The sequence below is a fragment of the Nocardia sp. CA-084685 genome, assembly GCF_050955785.1.
Classification (GTDB): Bacteria; Actinomycetota; Actinomycetes; order Mycobacteriales; family Mycobacteriaceae; genus Nocardia.
This window is the reverse complement of the sequence record NZ_CP192094.1, coordinates 806,928-827,197: the sequence shown is the minus strand read 5'-3', so window position 1 is coordinate 827,197 and position 20,270 is coordinate 806,928. Positions and strand designations below refer to the sequence as shown.

Below are 20,270 nucleotides of genomic sequence, written 5' to 3'. Positions count from 1 at the left end.
CTTCGCCGACATCCTCGCCGTCGAGAATTAAGGAATTGCGGTGGTAGACCTGTCGAGTACCAGGCGTGGCAATGGCAGCACGACTCCGGAAGCGGACTTCTTCGAGTTGTCGGTCGCGCAGTCCGAACTGTGGCTGGCCCAACAATTGCATCCGACAGTTCCGTTTTCCATCTCTCAATACACCGACCTGCACGGTCGCCTCGACCTCGGACTGCTCCAGGACTGTCTGCGCCGCGCCGGTCGCGAATTGCAATCGCAGCATGTGCGATTCGCCATCGTCGGTGGACAACCGCGCCAATACCTCGACCACGACCTGGAAACCGGATTCGACTGCATAGACCTGAGCGATCACCCCGACCCGGAACACGCCGCGCAAGTGTGGATGAGCCACGACCATCGCGGCGGCATCGACCTGACCGGCACCGACGTCACAAAGACGGTGATGTTCACCCTCGGCCCCGACCGACACCGCTGGTACGCGCGCAGCCACCACATCGCGGTCGACGGCTTCGGCGCCGCTCAGGTGTTGCAGCGAACGGCCGAATTACATTCCGCGGCAAGTGAAGGGCGGACCGCGACACCGTGCCGGGCAGTGTCCCTGACCGAGATTGTGGCGGCAGAGCGGCGATATCGGTCCTCGCCGCGGTTCGCGGCCGATCGCGAGTACTGGGGAAACCATCTCGCCGGCCTGAATCACGTGACACGGCTCAGTGATCGGTACGCTGCACCGTCGGCACGGCCACATAGCGCGCACGCAACTCTCGATGCGGCGGCAATGGCCCGGCTCGATGCCGCAGCCGGCCGGCATGGCACCGGCATGGCCGAGGTGCTGGTCGCGGCGGTGACCGGATTCCTAGCGCAAATGACCGGTGATACCGATATCACGGTGTCACTGCCGGTCGCCGCGCGCACCACCGGGGCGCTACGGCGATCGGCGGGGATGGTCTCGAACGTGGTGCCCTTACGCGTGCGGGGCGTGGCCGAGAGCACGGTCGGTGACCTGGTCCAGCAGGTACGCCTGAACATGATCGGCGCGTTGCGCCACCAGCTGTATCGGCACGAAGACTTGCTCCGTGACCACGGCGTGGGTCAGGCCGGTCGCCATGGCTACGGCCCACTGATCAACGTCCTCACCTTGCCCGACAGCATCGGCTTCGGCGCCGTCCGCGGTCGAACGCACCTGCTTTCGGCTGGGCCGGTGGAGGATATGGCGATCAGCTGCTACCGATTCGGTACCGGGCCCCTCACCATCGACTTTCATGCCAATCCTGAGCTGTACACAGCAGACGAGGTGGATAGGTATCGACAGCAGTTCATGGACTGCCTGACCCGATTCCTCTGTGCTTCCGGTGCGGAGAAAGTGTTCGCTGCTATCGCCGACAAACGCACAATCGCTACCCCACGGCAGCGACGCCGCCAGCGGTTGCTGCCGGAGTTGCTCGCGGGCGGAATCGGTGCGGGTGAGCGGATCGCACTGAGCGGCCCGGACCGGTCGGTATCTTATCGTGAACTCGACGAGTTGACCGCCCAGTGGGCGCGTGAGCTGATCGCGCACGGGGCAGGGCCGGAAGTCGTTGTCGCCGTGGCGTTGACCCGGTCGGTGGAATCGGTCATGGCGTTATGGGCGGTAGCCCGGGCGGGCGCGGTGTTCTTCCCGGTAAATCCCACCGATCCGCCGGCGCGCGTGGCGAAGCTGATCACTGATTCACGCGCGAGGCTGGGAATCACCCTCACCAGGTGGCGCACACCGCTGGCGGCCACGACGGTCGACTGGTTGATGCTCGACAGCGACGAGTTCACCTGCGCCGCCGCGTCACGGTCGGTCGCTGCGGTGACCGACGCGGATCGGATAGGACCGCTGCGTGCCGCGCACCCCGCCTATCTGATCTACACCTCCGGATCCACCGGAGAGCCCAAGGGCGTGCTGAGCACGCACGAAGGTCTGGCAACACTGGCCGACGACCTGCGCACCCGTAATCGCATCAGCAGCGAATCGGTAGTGCTGCAAGCACATTCACCATATTGCGACGCGTCGATGCTCGAATACCTCTCCGCGTTCGCTCCTGGGGCGAAGCTGGTCGCCTTGGCGCCGGACATCGTGGCCGGCCAACGGCTTTCGCAGGTGATGCAGGACGAGGCGATCACGCACCTGGTGGTCACACCGGCCATTTTGGCAACGCTCGACCCGAACCGATTGCCGTCGCTGCAGACCGTAACCGTCGGCGGAGACAAATGCCCGCCTGCCTTGGCCAGACGCTGGGCCAGTCGGCTACCGATGTTCAACTCCTACGGCCCGACCGAAGCGACCGTGGTGGTGACCCAAACCGAACCGCTCGACCCGAACGCCACGATCACGATCGGCCGGGCACTGCCCGGAGTGCAGACTCTCGTGCTGGATGCCCGGCTGCGCCCAGCTCCGCGCGGCGCCCGCGGCGAACTGCATCTCGCCGGTGACGCGTTGGCGCGAGGGTATCTGGGACGGCCCGGGATCACCGCGCATTGTTTCGTGGCGAATCCGTACGGGCCGACGGGAACCCGGATGTATCGCACCGGTGACATCGTCCGCGAGCAACCCGATGGCACGCTGGAGTACCTCGGCCGAGGCGATGTCCAGATCTCGCTACGTGGGCAGCGCATCGAGCCGTCCGAGGTCGAGCGCGCGCTGGCCGCGGACGAGGCAGTCGATCAGGCCGTGGTGCGGATGTGGACGTCCGAGACACTCGGCGACCGGTTGATCGGTTATGTCGTCCCCACGGAGGCAGAGCGCGAGCATTTCGACCGCGCCGCCGTATTGGCACGGTTACGGACAGTCTTGCCGCCCGCAATGATTCCGGCGGTGTTGGTACCGCTGCCCGAGATACCGATCAATCCGAGCAGCGGCAAGACCGATCGATCCGCATTGCCGGATCCACAGGCGCTGGCGCGTCCGGCATTTCGCGCGCCGACGTCACAAATCGAGCACACGGTCGCGGCGGCGATCGCCGAAGTGACCGGGCAGACGCGTATCGGCTTGGACGACAACTTCTTCGAACTCGGCGGCAACTCGTTGCTGGGCGTCGAACTGTGCCAGCGGTTATCGGAGCGGACCGGCACCACAGTGACGATCTCGTTGCTGTTCACCCCGACGGTGCAAACCTTGGCCGCTGCCATCGAATCCACAGCGGTCGGAGCGAACAGCGATGTGATATTCGGCGGTTCGGCCTTGGAGACGATCCTCCCCTTGCGTAGCAACGGTTCCGGGACGCCGTTGATATGTCTACATTCCGCTGTTCCGCTGTCGTGGTGCTACTCGGGGTTGCTGCAATACGTCACCGACCGGCCCGTCTACGGGCTGCAGTCCCCAGCCATCTCCGGACAATCGAGGCGATACCGCACCGTCGAGGAACTCGCCGAGGTGTATCTGCACGAACTCACGCGCGTGCAACCGGAGGGGCCGTACCATCTGCTGGGCTGGTCCCTGGGCGGGCAACTCGCGCACGCGCTCGCCGTTGAGCTGCGCGCCCGAGGGCACGCCGTGGATTTGCTCGTCATGCTCGACAGCGTGGCATTCGCCGACGGTGCCTCCCAGCCGCAGCCGCCCACCGTACGCGATCTGGTCACCCACCTACAGGGCAATGAGGCAGCCACTCCGGACACCCGACCACTCACCCTCGACGAAGCCGTCGACCTGCTCGCCGACAGCACCGGGCCCGGTCGTGGATTGACCCGCCAGCAGCTCGAACGTCTGCATCGTGGATATGTCGACTGCGTTGCCATGTCCACGTGCTACCGGCCGACATCCTACGACGGCGATCTGCTGTACTTCTCGGCGCGCGAAGGCATCACCGGCGAACTGACCGGCGATATGTGGCGACCTTATTGTTCCGGACAGATCACGCAACACTCCGTCGACCTAACTCACGCCCAAATGACAAACCCCGAGGCGCTCGCGGTCATCGGGCCGATCCTGGATGCCGAACTGAATCGGCGGCAAGGGGAAGGGAAGGACATGTGAGCAAGCATTCCGCCGCTATCGTGGCAGCCACGGTGTCGGTTGCTTCATCGATCCTGCTGACCGCGCGTCGGCCGAGAGTATTCGGTCTACATCCCCCGCGGTCGGTGCTGGCCGCAATCGCCACAATCGCCCTGGCAGTTGCCGCCAACGAGTGCGTCGGCAAACCGGTTATGTTTCTGCGATGGTCGTATGTGCGGTTTCTATTCGGCCTACGACACATGGGCACCACCTGGCAGGTCGGTGACGGCCGCGAACAAGCCTTGGCCGACTATGTGTGCGCGCATGCGCGCCGAAACGACATCGACGACGTCATCAGGGCGATCGACGAGTTCTGTTACACCAAGAGTTACCTGATCAACATCGGTGACGAGAAGGGAAAGATCCTCGACCGCGCTGTCGCCGCTGCGCATCCGCACCGCCTGCTGGAGCTCGGAACCTACTGCGGCTACAGCGCATTGCGCATCGCGCGGGTCATGCCCGCCGATGCCGTTTTGTACTCGATCGAGTTCAATCCGGCGAATGCCGCCGTTGCCCGACGGATCTGGGACCACGCGGGCATCGGCGAGCGCATCGTCGTGCTCGTCGGCACGTTGGGCGACGGCGGAAAGACCCTCAGCGCACTGCGCGACGAACACGAGTTCGCCCCCGGCACAATCGATTTCGTCTTCCTCGACCACGAGAAAGACGAATATCTTCCCGATCTCCGCCGGATCCTCGACCAAGCCTGGCTGCACGCCGGTTCGGTCGTCGTGGCAGACAACGTCAAATACCCCGGCGTCCCTGGGTATCGAGCATTCATGCGCCGCCATGAGAGCGCCCACTGGCGAACCCGAGAACATCGGACGCACGCCGAATACCAGAAGATCATCAAAGACCTCGTACTCGAATCGACCTTTCTCGGCTGATCAGCCGAGGCGGGTACCCACTAGCCACGGATCGCCGGTCGCATCGGCGCGGCAGAAGCGAGAACGGCTGGGAGCCGCCCTACAGCCTCGAGGATGGGTTCGACGGTAAAGTTCGCACCGACATTTCGACGTGACTGCTCGGCAAGCGCGTTTTCGATGCAACGGGCCTCGGCCGGACGGGAACTGTCCCATGCCTATCGATGTTCAGGCCGCTGTCGGTCTTGCGATACCGGAGCAGGAGTTCCACTGGTCCGAGCAGAATATGCGCGAATATCGCCGGGCTGTCGGGCAGGAGCCGCGGCAGACGGGTGTGCTACCGACCTTCGCGATGACCGCGCCCGGCGCATTCGGCGTCGCCTCACCGGATTTCTATCTGCCCGGGCCGCCGGAGATCCGATTCCCCGGCATCCGCCTGAACCTGGCCACCCTGCTGCACCTGGAGCAGGAGCTCGTCGTTCCCACACCACTGCCCCGAACCGGATTCGCCAGATGCCGCGGCGAGGTGGTTGGCATCGAGGAGCACGGCACCGCGGCGGTTCTGGTTCAGCGCACCACCATGATCGCGGCCGACGGAACCACGCTGATGTCCGGGATCTCGCGGATCCACGCCCGCGGTGAAGGCGGAAATGGCACAGACAACCGTCGCACTGCCGCCGCGACGACGCCTACCCGCGGTCCCGACGCCGAAACCCGCACGCCAACCTCGACCGCGCAGGCGGTGTGGTACCAGGCGTGCATTCGCGGCGGTTCGCTACACGACAACGTCCATACCGACGCCGCCTTCGCCCGCGCGGCCGGATTCCCCGGACCGATCCTGCAGGGCGTGTGCACCTACGGGATGGTGTGCGCGGCACTGGTCGATGCGGTGGCGGATTCGGACGCCGGGCGGGTGCGCCGGTACGCGGCTCGCTTTCGGGGCGTCGTCTTTCCAGGTGAGTCCTTGCGCACGCGGATCTGGAGCACCGACGATGAGTACGTCTTCGTCACCACCGTGCCCGAACGCGAGGACAAGCCGGTGCTGTCCGGAGCACTGAGAACCGGATGATCAGCCCCATTCCAGAAACTTGCCGATCTCGGCGGCCACCTCGTCGGGGTTCTCCATGTGCAGATGATGACCGCCGGGAAGGGTGACCTGCCGTAGTTTCGGAACGCTGCCGATGCGCGTCGGATAGTACGGCTCCACCAGCGCAGTGCGTTCGGCCGTCACCAGCAGCGTCGGGGCGAGAATACCGCGCAGAAAGGCCAGCACTTGTTCCTCGCCGAGCGTCGCGGTGAGGCCGCGGTTGAGGCGCACGTCGTGACGCCAGGAGAAGCCGCCGGGAACCTCGATCAGATCCCGCTCCACCAGCACCTCGGCGGTGTCGAGGAGAATATCGGCCAGCTGGACCCGTGTCTTCACGGCGTGAATCCGACTGCGGTACACCGGATGCCGGTCACCGTTCAGGTAGGTGTCGAGGTAGCGGGCAAGGCCGAACACCGCGCGGTCCGGATCCGCCGACAGCGGCCCGATCGCGTCGAGCAGCACCAGTCGATCGACCTTGTCCGGGTGGATTCCGGCGACCAGTGACGAGACCGCGCCCCCGAGCGAATGCCCGATCAGCCGGAAGCGGTCCCAGCCCAGGGTGTGCGCCAACTCCAGCACACACGCCGCGTAGTCGACGTAATTGCACGTGAGCGCGGGTATCGGGTCGGATAGGCCGTGACCGGGTAGATCGACGGCGATCAGATCCGCACCCGGCAGCCGCTGCGCGAGCGCATCGAAACTCGCGCAGTTGTCGAGAATGCCGTGCAGGCACAGCACCGGAATACCCTCGCCTCCGGTTCGCTTGCCGCGCAGGGTGATTCCGGCTCTCGGCAGCCGGATGGACACCTCCTCCGCCGAGGTCACCGCTTGTCCAAACGGCCGAGTACCAGATCCGACAGTTCCAGCACGCTCGGGCCTTTCATCAGTTCCATGATGGTGACCTTGGTGCCCAACTCCCGTTCGAGCCAGGCGCTGATCTCGACGGCGAGCAGCGAGTCCAGGTAGTCCATCAGCGGCATGTTCTCGTCCAGCGTTTCCAGGGGGATGCCGAGCACCGCCGCCAACCGGCCCTTCAACGCCGTCGTGACGAGTTCACCGCGATCGGCGCCGCCGGGAGCCTCCAGTCGCTGGCGCAGGGAGCCCGCCGCGGTGCCGACGGCCGTTACCGACTGCCCCGACACCTGCTCGTAGCGGGGGTGGGTCTCGGGCGTGATGCCGTGGTGGCCGAAGAATTCCGGCCAATCCATGGGCAGCACCCCCACCTGCGCAATGCGGCCGGACCACAGCCTGGTCAGGGCCCGATACGCCGCAGCGGCGCTGAAACCGCGCATACCGGTGGCGGCGACGAAACGGCCGATATCGTCGTGGCGGGCAACATATCCGGCATCGGAGATCGCACCCCAGTTGACTGCGAGTGCGACCTGTCCCCGCGCACGGCGGGCGTGGGCCAGGTGATCCAGTACTGCGTTGGCCACGGCGTAATTCGCTTGGCCCCGGTTGCCGACCATCGAGGTCGCGGAGGAGAACAGCACGAACGCCTCCAGCGGCAGGTGCGCGGTGAGCTCGTCCAGATACATGGCACCGAACGCTTTGCCCGCCAGAACCTTTCGGACCCGTTCGGGATCCATGTCGACGAGCAGAGCATCGTCGAGGACCATCGCGCAGTGCAGCACACCACGCAGCGGCGGCCCGTCGGCCTCGATACGATCCAGGACCGCGGCCAACTGTTCTCGGGAGGAGACGTCCACCGCCTCGGCCAGTACCCGCACGCCGCGCTGCCGCAGCGCCTGCACTCGGGTGGCGCGCTCGTCGTCGGCGACACCGGATCGCCCGAGCAGCACCAGGCTCCGCACTCCCGACTCGGCGAGCGATTCGGCCATCGCCAGGCCGAATCCGCCGAGACCGCCCGTGATCAGCCAGGTCCCGTCGAGCGCGGGCGGACGCGCCGGAAGGACCACCTCGACATCGCGCTCATTCATGGTCATCACGACCTTGCCGATATGGCGGGCCGCGGCCAAGTGCCGGAACGCCGCCTCGGTCTGCGCCGGGTGGTACAGCCGGTACGGCAGCGGGCGCAGTTCCCCGGAGGCGAAGCGGTCCATGAGTGCGCGGAATACCGCATTGGTGGCCCGCGGCCGGTCCACCAGCAACTGGCGTAGATCGAAGGCGAAGTAGGTGAGGTTGCGCAGGAACGGCCGCAGCCCCATCCGGCGGTCCTGGAGCAGATCGCGCTTGCCGAGTTCGACGAACCGGCCGTACGGCGCGAGACAGGCCATACTGCGTGCAGCCGCTTCTCCTGCAATCGAATTCAGCACCACGTCGACACCCTCGCCGCCGGTCGTTGCCCGGATCCGGTCGGCGAAATCCAGTGAGCGGGAGTCGAAGACGTGCTCCACCCCGAGTGCCCGCAGCAGGTCGCGCTTGGCCGGACTGCCCGCCGTGGCGAACACCTCGGCGCCCGCGAGCCGGGCGATCTGCACGGCGGCCAGGCCCGTGCCGCCGGTGGCGGCGTGGATGAGGACGCGCTCGCCTGCGGTCACCCGGGCGAGTTCGTGCAGGGCGTACCACGCGGTGAGGAACACGATGGGAACCGAACCGGCGGCCTCGAATCCGAGGGCTCCCGGTTTGGGGACCACATGGTCGGCCGAGACGATCAGATGCGAGCCAAGGGCGCCCTGGGCTGGGCTGACGGCGACCACCTCGTCACCGACGCACAGCCCCTCCACATCACCGCCGACACGGGTGACGACACCGGCGCATTCGGCGCCGAAACGGTGCCCGCTCACCGACTCCAGTGACGGGATCTGGCCGAGCGCGATCATCACGTCCAGAAAATTGAGCCCCGCCGCGATCACCTCGATCTCGACCTCGTCCGCGGCGGGGGCCACCCGCTCGCGCAGGTGATAGTGCAGGCCGTCCAGGGCTCCGGGACTCGTTATCGTCAAGCCGAATCCGCTCTCGGGCGGCAGCGCCGCCCCGGTCGCGGTGTCGCGCTCCGGCGACCACGAGGCGAGGCGGCGCACGAAACGCTCGCCGGAGCGGGCGAGAATTTCTCGTTCCCGGCCGTCGGTGAGCACCTCCGCCCACACGACGTCGAGATCGCCGCGCGCGGGTTCGGCGTCGAGATCGACCACGGTGAACCGCAATTCGGGCAGTTCGACCGCGACGACGGCCGCCAGCCCCCACGCCGCGGCACCGGTGAGCGCGGCGTCGCCGATTCGGTGGGCGTGTGCGCCCCGCGTCAGCACGACCACCCGCGGCCAGTCCGACGGATCGTCCCGGCACACCCTGCGCAGCACGTCGACGATGTCGAGGGTGGCGGTGGTGAGGGTCTCGTCGAGGGGCCCGTCACCGCGCCCCGTCCGCATGTCGACGATCGCCGCGGGCGGCGCGTCGAGGTCGATTTCCTCAGGCGCGCGCACGAGGACCGCGCGGCCGCCGTACTCGTGCACCCGGTCGGCCAGCGCGGCCGCCAGCGGGTCGCCGTCGGCGAGGACGTACCAGGTGCCCAGCGGCTCGGCGGGCGCCACGGGCGGGTGCGGTACCGGTGCCTGCAGCGCGCGGGCCAAAATCAGCGACTGGGATCCGGCTCCCGGATGCGCCGGATCGCCGAATGCGGCCACATCGTCGAAGTCCAGCGATCGCAGCAGTTCCGACCAGTCGTGCGCGGACAGCAGCGGCGTCTGCGGGCGCAACCGCTGATCGCGGAACGACCACCAGCCCTCGGTAAGTCCGAAGGTGAGATCGAGCCACGGGTTCTCCGGTGCCGCCTCCAGCAGCATCAGCACACCGCCGGGGGCGAGGGCGTCCTGCAGGTACAGCAGCGTCTTCTTGGCGTCGGCGGTGGCGTGCACGACGTCGGAGGCCACGACCAGATCGAACGCGGCCGAATCGATGTCCTGGGCCAGCAGGTCCTGTTCCAGATCGAGCACCCGGTAGTCGACGAAACCATAGGCGCGGAAGCGTTCTCGGGCCGCGGCCAGGAACGCGGGTGAAACGTCGGTGAAGACGTATTCGCACCGATCCGCCGACAGCACCGGGAGCAGGCTCGCGGTCAGTCCACCGGTGCCGCCGCCGACCTCGAGCACACGCAGTGTGCGGCGCGGGTCGGCGCTGTCACCGAGGCGTCGCACCAACTGTGCGGCGAGCACGTTGTAGAACCGCGCGACCGGCGAGTTCTGGTAGATGGCTTCGAGATCGACCGGCGCGGCGTCGGAGAACAGCAGTTCCAGCGGGTCGGCACGGCCGATGAGGATATCGCGCAGGTGGGTGCCGGTCTGGCGCAGCAACAGCAGTTCCCACGCACAGTCGGGATGCCGGGCGAAAAGGTCCGACCACCATGTGTCGGTGTCGAGCGTGACCGGCCGTTCGAGACGGTACCGTCCGTCCGACTCGCGCACGGTTCCCGCGGCGACCGGCAGCCGCAGCAGGCCGTGCAGGGCACGCCGATACTTCGGCAGCAGGTCCGGGATGTCGGCGACCGCGAACTCCCCCTCCAATCCCCACTCTTCGAGGCATCGGGTCACGTAGCTCGCGCAGAGCCGGGCGATATCCCGCTGGTAGTCGGTGGCGTAGGAGGTGCGGTCGAGTCGCCGCGAAAGCTCCTGTGCCGTCGTATCGAATTCGGCCGCGAGTTCGGTGGGAGCGACGGTGAACGCGCTGTGCTCGGGCGGCACCACCGGACCGCGCGAATGCCAGTCGAGGGTGTAGTAGTGCTCATCCAGGTTGTCGGCCGGACCGTCGTCGCCGTGCCGCACTGCCTTGCCGGACAGCGAAATGTACTCGGCGACCACCGCGCCCTCGTCGTCGAGCAGATAGATGTCGACCAGCAGGGTCTCGTCGTTCTTGCGTGGCCGTGTGTAACACCACACCGGCAGTGCGACCGGCCGGTGCACCCGGATCCGTTCGATACCCGTCGGCAGGTAGCTCATCGGCAGCAGTTCGTCCGGATGCTCCGCGGTCGGATGCAGTATCGCGCTCTGGAAGCAGGCGTCGAGGACAGCCGGATGCAACAGATAGCCGTCGATCCGGTTGCGCAGCACACGCGGGGTCTGGATGCGTGCCAGCGCCTCGCCCCGTCCGAGATGGATCTGCCCGATCCCGCAAAATGCGGGACCGTAGGCGTAGCCGCGCCGGGCGAACCGCCCGTATACGTCGACGGCCTTGACGGTCTTGCCGCACCGCTGACGTATCGCCGCCAGATCGAAGGACGCGCAGGTGGTATCCATGGACGACAGCGCGTGAAAACGCCCGCGCGCGTTGCGAACCCAGGTGTCACCGCGGACCGCGCGCTGGTGGAACTCGAACGTACCGTCCTCGGGATCGATGTCGAGCCTGCTCAACTGCGGTTCTTCGCCGAGCACACAGGCGCGTTCGAACTCGACGAATTCGAGTGCGCAGGACCGGCCGGTCAATTCGCCCGCCGCCGCCAGCGCCGCCTCGACGTAGGCGGCGCCGGGCACGATCACCGAACCGAAGACGTCGTGTTCGCGAACCCACGACAGCCGGTGGTCATCCCAGCTGATATCCCATGCCGGCCGCGCGCCGTCGACCGGCTTCAGCATCGGATGCGCCTGGCCGCCGGCGCGGTAGTCCTGCGAGACCTTGCTCTCGTTCCAGAACGATTCCCGGATCCACCAATTGGCGGGGAGATCCAATACCGGGGCACCCGCCGGATACCGGCGATCCCAGTCGACGGCGCAGCCGCCGGTGTAGAGCCGGGCGAACGTGTCGAGCAAGACCGACCAATCGTCCTTCTTGCGCACCAGCGACGGCACGACCGTGACATCGGCGCTGATCTCGGTAACCGAGTTCGCCAGGACCGGATGCGGGCTCAACTCCACGAAGGTGTCGTAGCCGTCGGCGAGCATCGCGCGGATCGCGGATTCGAACAGCACCGGCTCGCGAAAGTTCCGCCACCAGTACTGGGTACCCAGTTCGCTGCCCCCGATCCGGGCACCGGTGAGCGTGGAATACAGCGGAACAGAAGTATCGCCGTGTTCGACCTCACCGAGCGCCTCGAACAGTTCCTCGCGCAGCGGATCCATGTCCTGGCTGTGGCAGGCGCAGTTCACCCGCAGCACGCGCGCGAAGACACCGCCGTCGGCCAGTTCAGCCGACAGCGCCTCCAGGACCGGACGGCGGCCGGATATCGTGGTGGCCTGCGGACTGTTCACCGCGGACACCCAAGCCTCATCGGGATACCGGGCGCACAGCTCGCGCGCCTGCGACTCCGGCAGGGCGACGAACATCATCCCGCCCGTCGGATCGGCGCGATCCTGGATTCGCGCTCGGTGGCAGATCACCTTCAACGCTTCGGACAGCGACAGCGCTCCGGCGACGTGGGCCGCGGCGATCTCGCCCATACTGTGCCCGAGCACCGCGGCCGGGCTGATACCCCAGCTCTTCCACAGCTCGACCAGGGCGACCTGCAGGGCGAACATGGTCGGCTGCAGGAATCGAGTCTCCCCGATGCGGGAGGATTCCTCGTCCGCGGTGAGGATCTCGTGGATCGACCAGTCGAGGTACCGGCGAGCCAGCCGATCGCATTCCAGGATCTTGTCCCGGTAGACCGGCGACGTTTCCAGCAGCGTGCGGCCCATCGCAAACCATTGCGGCCCTTGGCCATTGAACAGGAATGCCACCTTGCCCGAACGGCCGTGCCGCACCTGGCCGCTGACGACCTCCCCCGCCCGCAGCTTGGCGGCCGCCTCGGCGGTCCCGGTGGCCACGACGGCGCGACGGTGGTCGTGATGGCTACGCCGCAGCGCCGTCGCGGCACTGTAGATGGCCAAGTCGATGCCCGAATCCTCCAGTGTCCGAGCGAAGTCCGCGCTCAGCGCGTCGAGCGCCGCGGCGCTGCGAGCGCTGAAGGTCAGTACGGTCGGGAACGCGGCGGGACTCGGCGACTTCTCGGGGTTCGCTGCCGGGGCATCGGTGTCCTCGGCCAGCACAACATTGGCATTGGTGCCACCGAAACCGAAGGAGTTGATGCTGGCTACGGCGACCGTATACTCAGCGGGCCAGGGCTGTGCGTTGGCGGCGACCGAGATAGGCAGCGCATCGAAGTCGATATCCGGATTTCCCTCATGGAAGTGCAGGCTCGGCGGGATGCGCCGATGCCGTACGCACAGCGCCGCCTTGATCAATCCGGCGATGCCCGCCGCCGCCTCGAGATGTCCGATATTCGTCTTGATCGACCCGAGCAGCGCCGTCGACTTCGGCTCGCGGCCGGTGCGTAGCACCCGGCCGAGCGCGTTGGCCTCGATGGGATCACCGACCGGTGTCCCGGTGCCGTGCGCCTCGACATAGCCGACCGCGGCGGGCGCGATTCCCGCATCGACCAGGGCGGCACGGAAATTGGACTCCTGGGACTCCCCGCTTGGTACGGTGATGCCCGGTGTGCGCCCGTCCTGATTGACGGCGCTGCCGTGAATGGCCGCGTAGATCCGATCCCCGTCACGCCGGGCGCGCGCGAGCGATTTCAACAGCACCAGCCCGACGCCCTCGCCACGCACGTAGCCGTTCGCGGATTTGTCGAACGCACGCGACCGCCCATCCGGCGAGAGCATGGCAGCCTGGCTCAACGCGATACCGAACTGCGGTGTCAGCATCAGATTCACGCCGCCCGCCAACGCGAGATCGCTTTCGCCGCGACGCAGACTCTGCACGGCCAGATGCACCGCCACCAGCGACGACGAGCATGCCGTATCGATGGTCATACTCGGCCCGCGCAGATCGTAGGTGTAGGACAGGCGATTGGACACGATGCTCATGAAAGTGCCCGTCGCGGAATGCGGCCCGAGCCCCGCCACCTCACTCGGTGCCGATTGCATCGCACCGTAATCCTGGCTGCACGCGCCGATGAACACACCGGTCCGGCTGCCCGCCGCGGCGCCGGGAATCATGCCGGCGTCTTCGAAGGTCTCCCAGCTCACCTCCAACAATTGCCGCTGCTGCGGGTCCATCTGTTCGGCGACACGGCCGGAGATTCCGAAGAATGCCGCGTCGAACGTGTCGACCTCGCCGAGAAATCCGCCCCGCCGGGCGCTGATCCGGCCGGGTTGCTGCGGCTTGGGAGAGTAGAAGCGGTCGACGTCCCAACGGTCGTCCGGCGTGGGAACTATGGCGTCGGCACCCTGCTCGAGCAATTCCCACAATCGGTCGGGACTGGTGACGCCACCGGGTAGGCGGCAGCCGATGCCGATGATGGCGATGGGGTCGTCGTGACCGAATGTCATTGCTGCTCCAGGTATTTGAACGCGGCGAGCACCTGCGCCGTGGTGTATACGTCCTGAGTGGCCCGGAAGGAGGCGTAACTCTCCGTTTCCGGATACGGGTAGCGGCCGCCCGACCAGGAACCGTCCGGCCGTCGGCGGCCCAGCAGCCATTCGATCGCCCGGCGCACCGGAGGTTCACCGGCTTCCATCCCGGCGTGCGCGAGTGTCGCCAGCGCGAGCGCGGTCTGTAGTTCCGGAGCGGAAGGCTCACCACGGAAACCTTCCACCTGGGAGAACCAACTCCCGTCCGGACGTTGTCGGCCTATAACGAAATCGCGGGCCCTGGCAACCGCGGCGTAGTTCCCGAATTCCGCCAGGGCGGCAATCGCAGGCCGCATAAGATAATAATGGGTGCAGTAGTAGTACCAGTTTATTCCGAAATGCCCCTCGGCCTGCTGCTTCCTCGCGAGAAAATCGAGGGCCTCGTCGAGATGCACGGGTTCGACACCGACGTCATCGAGAGCGCACAGGGCAAATCCGGTCACCGACGACTCCAATTGGAATGCCTTGGGAATGTGGCCATGCACTTCCGCCCACGGCCCGTCGGGCAGTTGCCGGGTGCGCAAGAACTCCGCTTTCCGCTCGGCCGCCTCCCGTTCACCGAGAAGCGCGAGGGCGGAAATGTACTCGCTACTCGTCTCGGTGCAGTATTCGCCGGGTGCGATCTCCGTCGCCCCCCAGCTCAACATCCCGGTGGATTTCTCGCGACCCGCCAGGAATGCTAGTACGGGGTCGACCACATCCGCCGCGCTGTCGGGGAAAGCATTCCGCCACAGGGCAATCGCCTTGAGCGCGTTGACCGAATCCCATTCCTGGAATACGACGATCCCGGGATCCTCCGCGATGGAGCCATCCGGTTGCAGGCATCGTCGGAAATAGCCGAGCGCGTCGGCAAGAACTCCGTCGAGGGTCAGGGATCGATTATTCGAGATCTTTTCCAGCATTATTCGAACTAACGCGATCGACCGACCGTTACCATCCCCCCGGATTTCACCGTACTTCGACTACTCACATCGCACTCCATACCCTGCCGGGATCTGTCGCACCGCACGACACGCGCAAGCTAACACATCGCAACACCCAATGAACTTCCCAATTTTGAGAACATACTCATGTCAATCGTGTTACCTCTCCAAGCGCAAGTTCTTAACGTCAGCGACGCCTTCCGTTAACGCCTCGCATACCACCCGAAGGATGCGCAGCAATCTGTTGCCGAGTGACCGACTGTGCGGTACGGTCCGCCTGCTGGGGGCTTTTCCGGTCGATTGGGAGTCATTAATGAACCAGGGAGATCTCGCCCAGCAGCGGTGGATCGAGGTCACCACTCTCGGTGATCTGCTGGACCGGCGTGCCCATGAGCACCCCGACCGAATCGCCCTGGCCTTTCCCGGTTTGGAGGTCAGCTACGCGCAACTCGGCGCCCGCGCCGAGAGCCTCGCGCGCGGCCTGCTGGCGTCCGGGATCGCGCCCGGTGACACGGTCGGAATCCTGTTGCCGAACTGCCCGGACTCGATCGCGGCACTGTTCGCGGTCACGCAGATCGGCGCGCTTCCCGTACCGATCAATTCCCGGTTCAAAGAACACGAACTGAGCCAGGTCGTGGTCCATTCGCGGATGAGCCTGTTGTTCGTGCACCCGTCGACGCCCGTTCCCGAGTCGGTCACGGCCCAGGCTCCGCGATTGCGGCAAGTCGTGCTACTCGACGCCGACGACGCACTCCCTGGTCTGGTGTCGGAGGGCGAATTCCTCACCGCCGCAATGCGCGTCGAGCCGAGCCGGGTGCACGAGCGCCGTCGGCTGGTGCGGGTACGCGACGCCGCTCTGGTCATGTATACCTCCGGGACGTCGGCCAGTCCGAAAGGCGCCCTGATCACTCACGAGGCCCTGATCAGATTCGCCGCGGGTGCCGCCGGGTCGCGACTGCTGCTGACCGGGGACGACCGGGTCTGGACGCCGTTGCCGCTGTTCCACATCGGCGCCGTCGCCTTCGCCGTCGCCAGCCTGTACGCCGGTTGCCGCTTCTGCCATGTGGGGCACTTCCAGCCCGATGTGGCGCTGGAACAACTGGAATCCCAGCGCTGTACGGTCGCCCTGCCGGGTTTCGAGACGGTGTGGCTGCCCGTGCTGAACCATCCGGATTTCGCGCGCCGCGATCTGGCGGCGCTGCGCCTGGTAATGACCGTCGGTGTCCCGGAACGCGTGCGGGACATGGCGAGTCGGCTCCCCGACGCGATTCAGGTGTCCTGCTTCGGCATGACCGAGGCCGCGTCGTTCCTGTCACTGAGCGAGCAGACCGACACCCTGGAGCAGCGGACCACCACCGGCGGACGGCCGCTGCCCGGCATGCAGTGCAGGGTTGTCGACCCCGGCACGGGTGCTGATCTACCTCCCGGCACCGAGGGCGAACTGCTGTTCCGGGGCACTAACTGCTTCGAGGGATATCTCCACGATCCCGAACTGACCGCGCGGTCCTTCGACGAGGACGGATGGTTCCACACCGGCGATATCGCGGTCATGGACAACGACGGCCGGGTCACATTCGTGAGCCGGATAAAGGACATGCTCAAGGTCGGCGGCGAGAACGTCTCCGCGGTCGAGGTGGAGGATTTCCTGTTGCGGCATCCCGCCGTCCACATCGCGCAGGTCGTCGGAGCACCGGACGCGTACTACGTCGAGGTGCCCACCGCGTTCATCGAGCTCAAACCCGGCGCACACGCCACCGAACAGGAGATCATCGACTACTGCCTCGGCAGCATCGCCACCTACCGGGTTCCCCGCTACGTCCGCTTCGTCGACGAATGGCCGATGTCGGGCACCAAGATCAAGAAATATGTGCTGCGCGAGCGCATCGCGGACGAACTCCGGCAGCGCGGGATCGACAGCGCGCCGAAAATCCGTGCGCCGCAGGAGACCCGCGCATGAGCGGTGAGCTGGGCACCGTCGCCCGCCTGTACCGGAATTCGCTGCGCCTGCGCACCTCGACGGCCCTGGGCGACCCGGTCGCCACGGTGCTGAACCTCCGGCGTGGTTCGGATGGGCATGCCGCCTACGAACGGATCCGCGCCCGCGGTGACCTGGTGCGCGGGCGCAGCGGCCTGTGCATGTCGGCCTCGTACCCGGTGTGCAATGAGGTATTGCGCGACAATCGATTTCGCGTCGCCCCTACCTCCGCAATCCGCCTGAAACTGCGACCCCGCCCGGATCAGCGCACCGATTTCCTGGTCCATCCGCTCGATGATTCCCTCGCCTCGGCGAATCCGCCGGAGCACACCCGGCTGCGAAAGCTCGTCGCCCCGCTATTCGGTGCCGCGCAGATGCGTGCCCGCCGGACGTTCGTCGAGGAGCTCGTCGAACGGCAGCTGGACCGGCTCGACCGAGCCGAGCCGGTCGACCTGATCGACGAATTCGCCTTGCGCATACCGAGTCTGGTGATCGCCGAACTGCTCGGACTGCCGCCGGAGGATCACGACCGCTTCGCGTGGTGGGGTCTGGAATTCGGGGCAACGGTCGACGGCGCACGCGGCGCACGCGAGCGGCACCGGACGCACGTCCTGCTCGCCGAACTGACCGACTACTTCGCGGAGGTGACGTCCCGGCGCAGGAAGGATCCGGGCGACGACCTGATCAGTGCCCTCACGACCGCCGTTGACGAGGGCGCGATGACCGAGGCTGGGCTGGTGTCCACGTGCCAGGCGCTGCTCATCGGCGGCTTCGTCACCACCGCCAACATCATCGGCAATGCCGTGATCGCCCTGTCGGCCGCACTGGACCAGCGCGAGCTGTTCATCGCCGACCTCGATCTGGCCGGACAGGTGGTGGAGGAGGCGCTGCGCTGGGAGGCGCCCGCGCAGTACAGCGTCCGGGTCGCGGGTGAAGACGTCGAGCTGGCCGGACACCGACTGAGCAGAGGCACCCCGGTGGTGGCGCTGCTGGCTGCGGCCAACCGCGATCCGAGGGTGTTCGCTGACCCCGGCCGCTTCGATATCGAACGCCCGAACTCCCGCGACCACCTGTCCTTCGCCGCCGGTGTGCACTACTGCCTCGGTGCGGGCCTGGCCCGGATGGAGGGCGAGATCGCCCTGCGCGGCCTGTACCGGCGCTATCCCCGGCTCCATCAGGTCGGCCGAGCGGACTACTGCCCATCGCGTGTCATCCGAGGTCCACAGCGCTTGATGATCCGCCCCCGTTGATTCTCGCGAATCCCCAGTATTCGCCATCGACGTCGGGGACTATCCGTGCGACCACGGGTTCCGGTATCCGGACGGAATCATGCTGTCGAACATTGCGCGAGCGTCCGCGGGTAGCCGCAGCAACTCGATGTACGTGCCGAGCGGGCCACCGTCGAGATAGACGAACTCCATGCTGAGCTCGGCGACGGTGCAATGTTGCGCGATCTCGGTGCCCGATGCTTGCGCCGCTGCCAGTGCGGCGTCGAAATCATCTGGTACCCAGGCGATGTGATGTAATCCGGGGCCCGACCGCGCTAGCGTTTCGGTGTACAGATTCGTGCCCGAGACCGGCGCGATCAATTCCAGTTGCTGTCCGCCGGCATAACCGAGCGAGGTGTCGATCGTGTAGTCGGCGGGCGCACCGCGATAACTGCACGACTCCGGGCCGAAATGCACACGGGGCATGCGGATCCACCTGTCGACGCCGTAGCTGTTGGTGAATTCCTGTTCGGCCGCCTCGAGGTCGTGGACAACCCACGCCACCTGGAAGATCGGGCCGGAAACGATACTCATGTCGGTACTCCTCACGAATCAGTTGGACATGCGGGTCCCGCAGTCGGGAACAGCGCAGGTGACGACGGGTTCAGTAATCCGCGAGCCGGATGGCATTGGCCGCGCGCTCCAGCGGTTTGATGATCGGCCGCAGGGCCAGACCCTTCCACGGCATGTGCCGCAGCATGCGCAACATCGTGGTCTGGGTCCGGATCGCACGCCGGTCGGCAGCCACCATTTGGGTGGCATTGCTCCAGCCCAGCGTCAGGTTCTCGCTGACGTAATCCTGCATAGCGTGCTGGTAGCGCTCGAACGCGACAGCGTGATCGCCGGCGGCCGCTTTCAGTTCGCCCGCAAGGACATACGCGCCGACCAGCGCCATGCTCGTGCCCTGCCCGGACAGTGGCGACGGGCAGTAGGCTGCGTCACCGACGACCGCGACGCGACCGTCGGACCACCGGTCCAGATGGATCTGGCTGACCGAATCGAAGTAGAAATCCGGGGATTCCGGCATGGCACGCACCAGATTCGGTGTCTCCCAACCGGCATCGTCGAAGGCGTCGGTCACCAACTGTTGCTGGACGGCGCGGTCGCGTCGGTCCGGCAGTTGTTCCGGCGCCTGGAAGATGAACTGTGCCTTGGCCGTGGTCCGTTGGGTGCTGTACACCTGCACCACGCGCCCGGGCGTGGGATGCACCAGTTCCCAGTGGTCGAGGTTCAGGTAGTTGGGTACCGAAATCACACAGGCTGCCATGCCGGTGTGCCGGGCGAACTGCTCGGTCGGCCCGAATGTCAGCCTGCGCACCGCCGAATGCATGCCGTCGGCCCCGATCACCAGGTCGAATACGCGTGGCGCGGAGTTGCGGAACCGCACCGTCACACCATCGGCCTGCTGCACCAGGCCGGTGATCGAGTCACCGAACACGTACTCGACCTCGCCCTTGGTGGCGTCGAACAGGATGTGGGCGAGATCGCCGCGCAAGACCTCGTCGTCGCCGGGTGAGCGCAGGCCGATCAGTTCGGGTCCCAGCGTTGCCAGCGCCTTGCCCGCACCGTCGATCCACACCCCGCCCCGCATCGCCGTAGAAGCTTCGCGGATTTGCGGCATCAGACCCATTCGGTCGACGACTTCCATTGCCACACCACGGATATCGACCTTGTAGCCGCCCTCGCGCAGAGTGGGCGCCTGTTCGACGACGGTGACGGTGAACCCGTAACGGGCCAGCCAGTAGGCGAGCGCCGGCCCGGCGACACTGGCGCCGGAGATGAGGACGGTCTTGCTGGTGAACTGCTGTTCGGTTGTCATGCGCACAGCGTCGGGCACGGCAATCACCGTGCCCTCACCAC

At 66.4% G+C, this 20,270-nt stretch carries 10 protein-coding genes; 5 read left to right on the top strand and 5 right to left on the bottom strand.

Annotation, left to right across the window (positions count from 1 at the left end; all coding sequences use genetic code 11):
- The first annotated feature begins 40 nt into the window (after positions 1-40).
- The 3 genes from ACQP2U_RS03700 (at position 41) to ACQP2U_RS03690 (ending at position 5,944) form a co-directional block, all read left to right on the top strand.
- Complete coding sequence (locus ACQP2U_RS03700) at positions 41-3,994, top strand: amino acid adenylation domain-containing protein (protein WP_433713393.1); 3,954 nt, start codon at positions 41-43, stop codon at positions 3,992-3,994.
- 170 nt (positions 3,995-4,164) lie between these two features.
- Complete coding sequence (locus ACQP2U_RS03695) at positions 4,165-4,899, top strand: O-methyltransferase (RefSeq protein WP_433716357.1); 735 nt, start codon at positions 4,165-4,167, stop codon at positions 4,897-4,899.
- Between the two features lie 190 nt (positions 4,900-5,089).
- The gene (locus tag ACQP2U_RS03690) at positions 5,090-5,944 is read left to right on the top strand and encodes a MaoC/PaaZ C-terminal domain-containing protein (RefSeq protein WP_433713392.1); all 855 of its coding nucleotides are present in this window, start codon (positions 5,090-5,092) and stop codon (positions 5,942-5,944) included.
- Here ACQP2U_RS03690 and ACQP2U_RS03685 read toward each other — a convergent pair whose 3' ends face one another.
- From ACQP2U_RS03685 to ACQP2U_RS03675, 3 genes are read right to left on the bottom strand one after another with little or no spacing between them, the layout of a single operon-like run.
- The gene (locus ACQP2U_RS03685) at positions 5,945-6,787 is read right to left on the bottom strand and encodes an alpha/beta fold hydrolase (protein ID WP_433713391.1); all 843 of its coding nucleotides are present in this window, start codon (positions 6,785-6,787) and stop codon (positions 5,945-5,947) included. It abuts the gene before it with no gap.
- Positions 6,784-14,163 (bottom strand): SDR family NAD(P)-dependent oxidoreductase, encoded by a 7,380-nt coding sequence (locus ACQP2U_RS03680; RefSeq protein ID WP_433713389.1) that lies wholly within the window; start codon positions 14,161-14,163, stop codon positions 6,784-6,786. Before ACQP2U_RS03680 ends, ACQP2U_RS03685 begins: the two co-directional genes overlap by 4 nt.
- Positions 14,160-15,146 carry a hypothetical protein gene (locus ACQP2U_RS03675; RefSeq protein ID WP_433713388.1) on the bottom strand — a complete coding sequence of 329 codons (987 nt, stop codon included), beginning with the start codon at positions 15,144-15,146 and terminating at the stop codon, positions 14,160-14,162. The genes ACQP2U_RS03680 and ACQP2U_RS03675 overlap by 4 nt, the downstream gene beginning before the upstream one ends.
- A gap of 334 nt (positions 15,147-15,480) precedes the next feature.
- On the opposite strand from ACQP2U_RS03675, the gene ACQP2U_RS03670 reads away from it, so the two are divergent.
- Both ACQP2U_RS03670 and ACQP2U_RS03665 read left to right on the top strand, forming a co-directional pair.
- The gene (locus ACQP2U_RS03670) at positions 15,481-17,124 is read left to right on the top strand and encodes a class I adenylate-forming enzyme family protein (RefSeq protein WP_433713387.1); all 1,644 of its coding nucleotides are present in this window, start codon (positions 15,481-15,483) and stop codon (positions 17,122-17,124) included.
- Complete coding sequence (locus tag ACQP2U_RS03665; protein WP_433713386.1) at positions 17,121-18,392, top strand: cytochrome P450; 1,272 nt, start codon at positions 17,121-17,123, stop codon at positions 18,390-18,392. Before ACQP2U_RS03670 ends, ACQP2U_RS03665 begins: the two co-directional genes overlap by 4 nt.
- A gap of 39 nt (positions 18,393-18,431) precedes the next feature.
- Here ACQP2U_RS03665 and ACQP2U_RS03660 read toward each other — a convergent pair whose 3' ends face one another.
- Together ACQP2U_RS03660 and ACQP2U_RS03655 are read right to left on the bottom strand one after the other, a co-directional pair.
- Entirely contained in the window at positions 18,432-18,944 is a 513-nt protein-coding gene (locus tag ACQP2U_RS03660) for a VOC family protein (protein WP_433713385.1), read from the bottom strand.
- A 70-nt stretch (positions 18,945-19,014) separates the two neighbouring features.
- The gene (locus ACQP2U_RS03655) at positions 19,015-20,229 is read right to left on the bottom strand and encodes an FAD-dependent monooxygenase (RefSeq protein WP_433713384.1); all 1,215 of its coding nucleotides are present in this window, start codon (positions 20,227-20,229) and stop codon (positions 19,015-19,017) included.
- Positions 20,230-20,270: the final 41 nt, after the last annotated feature.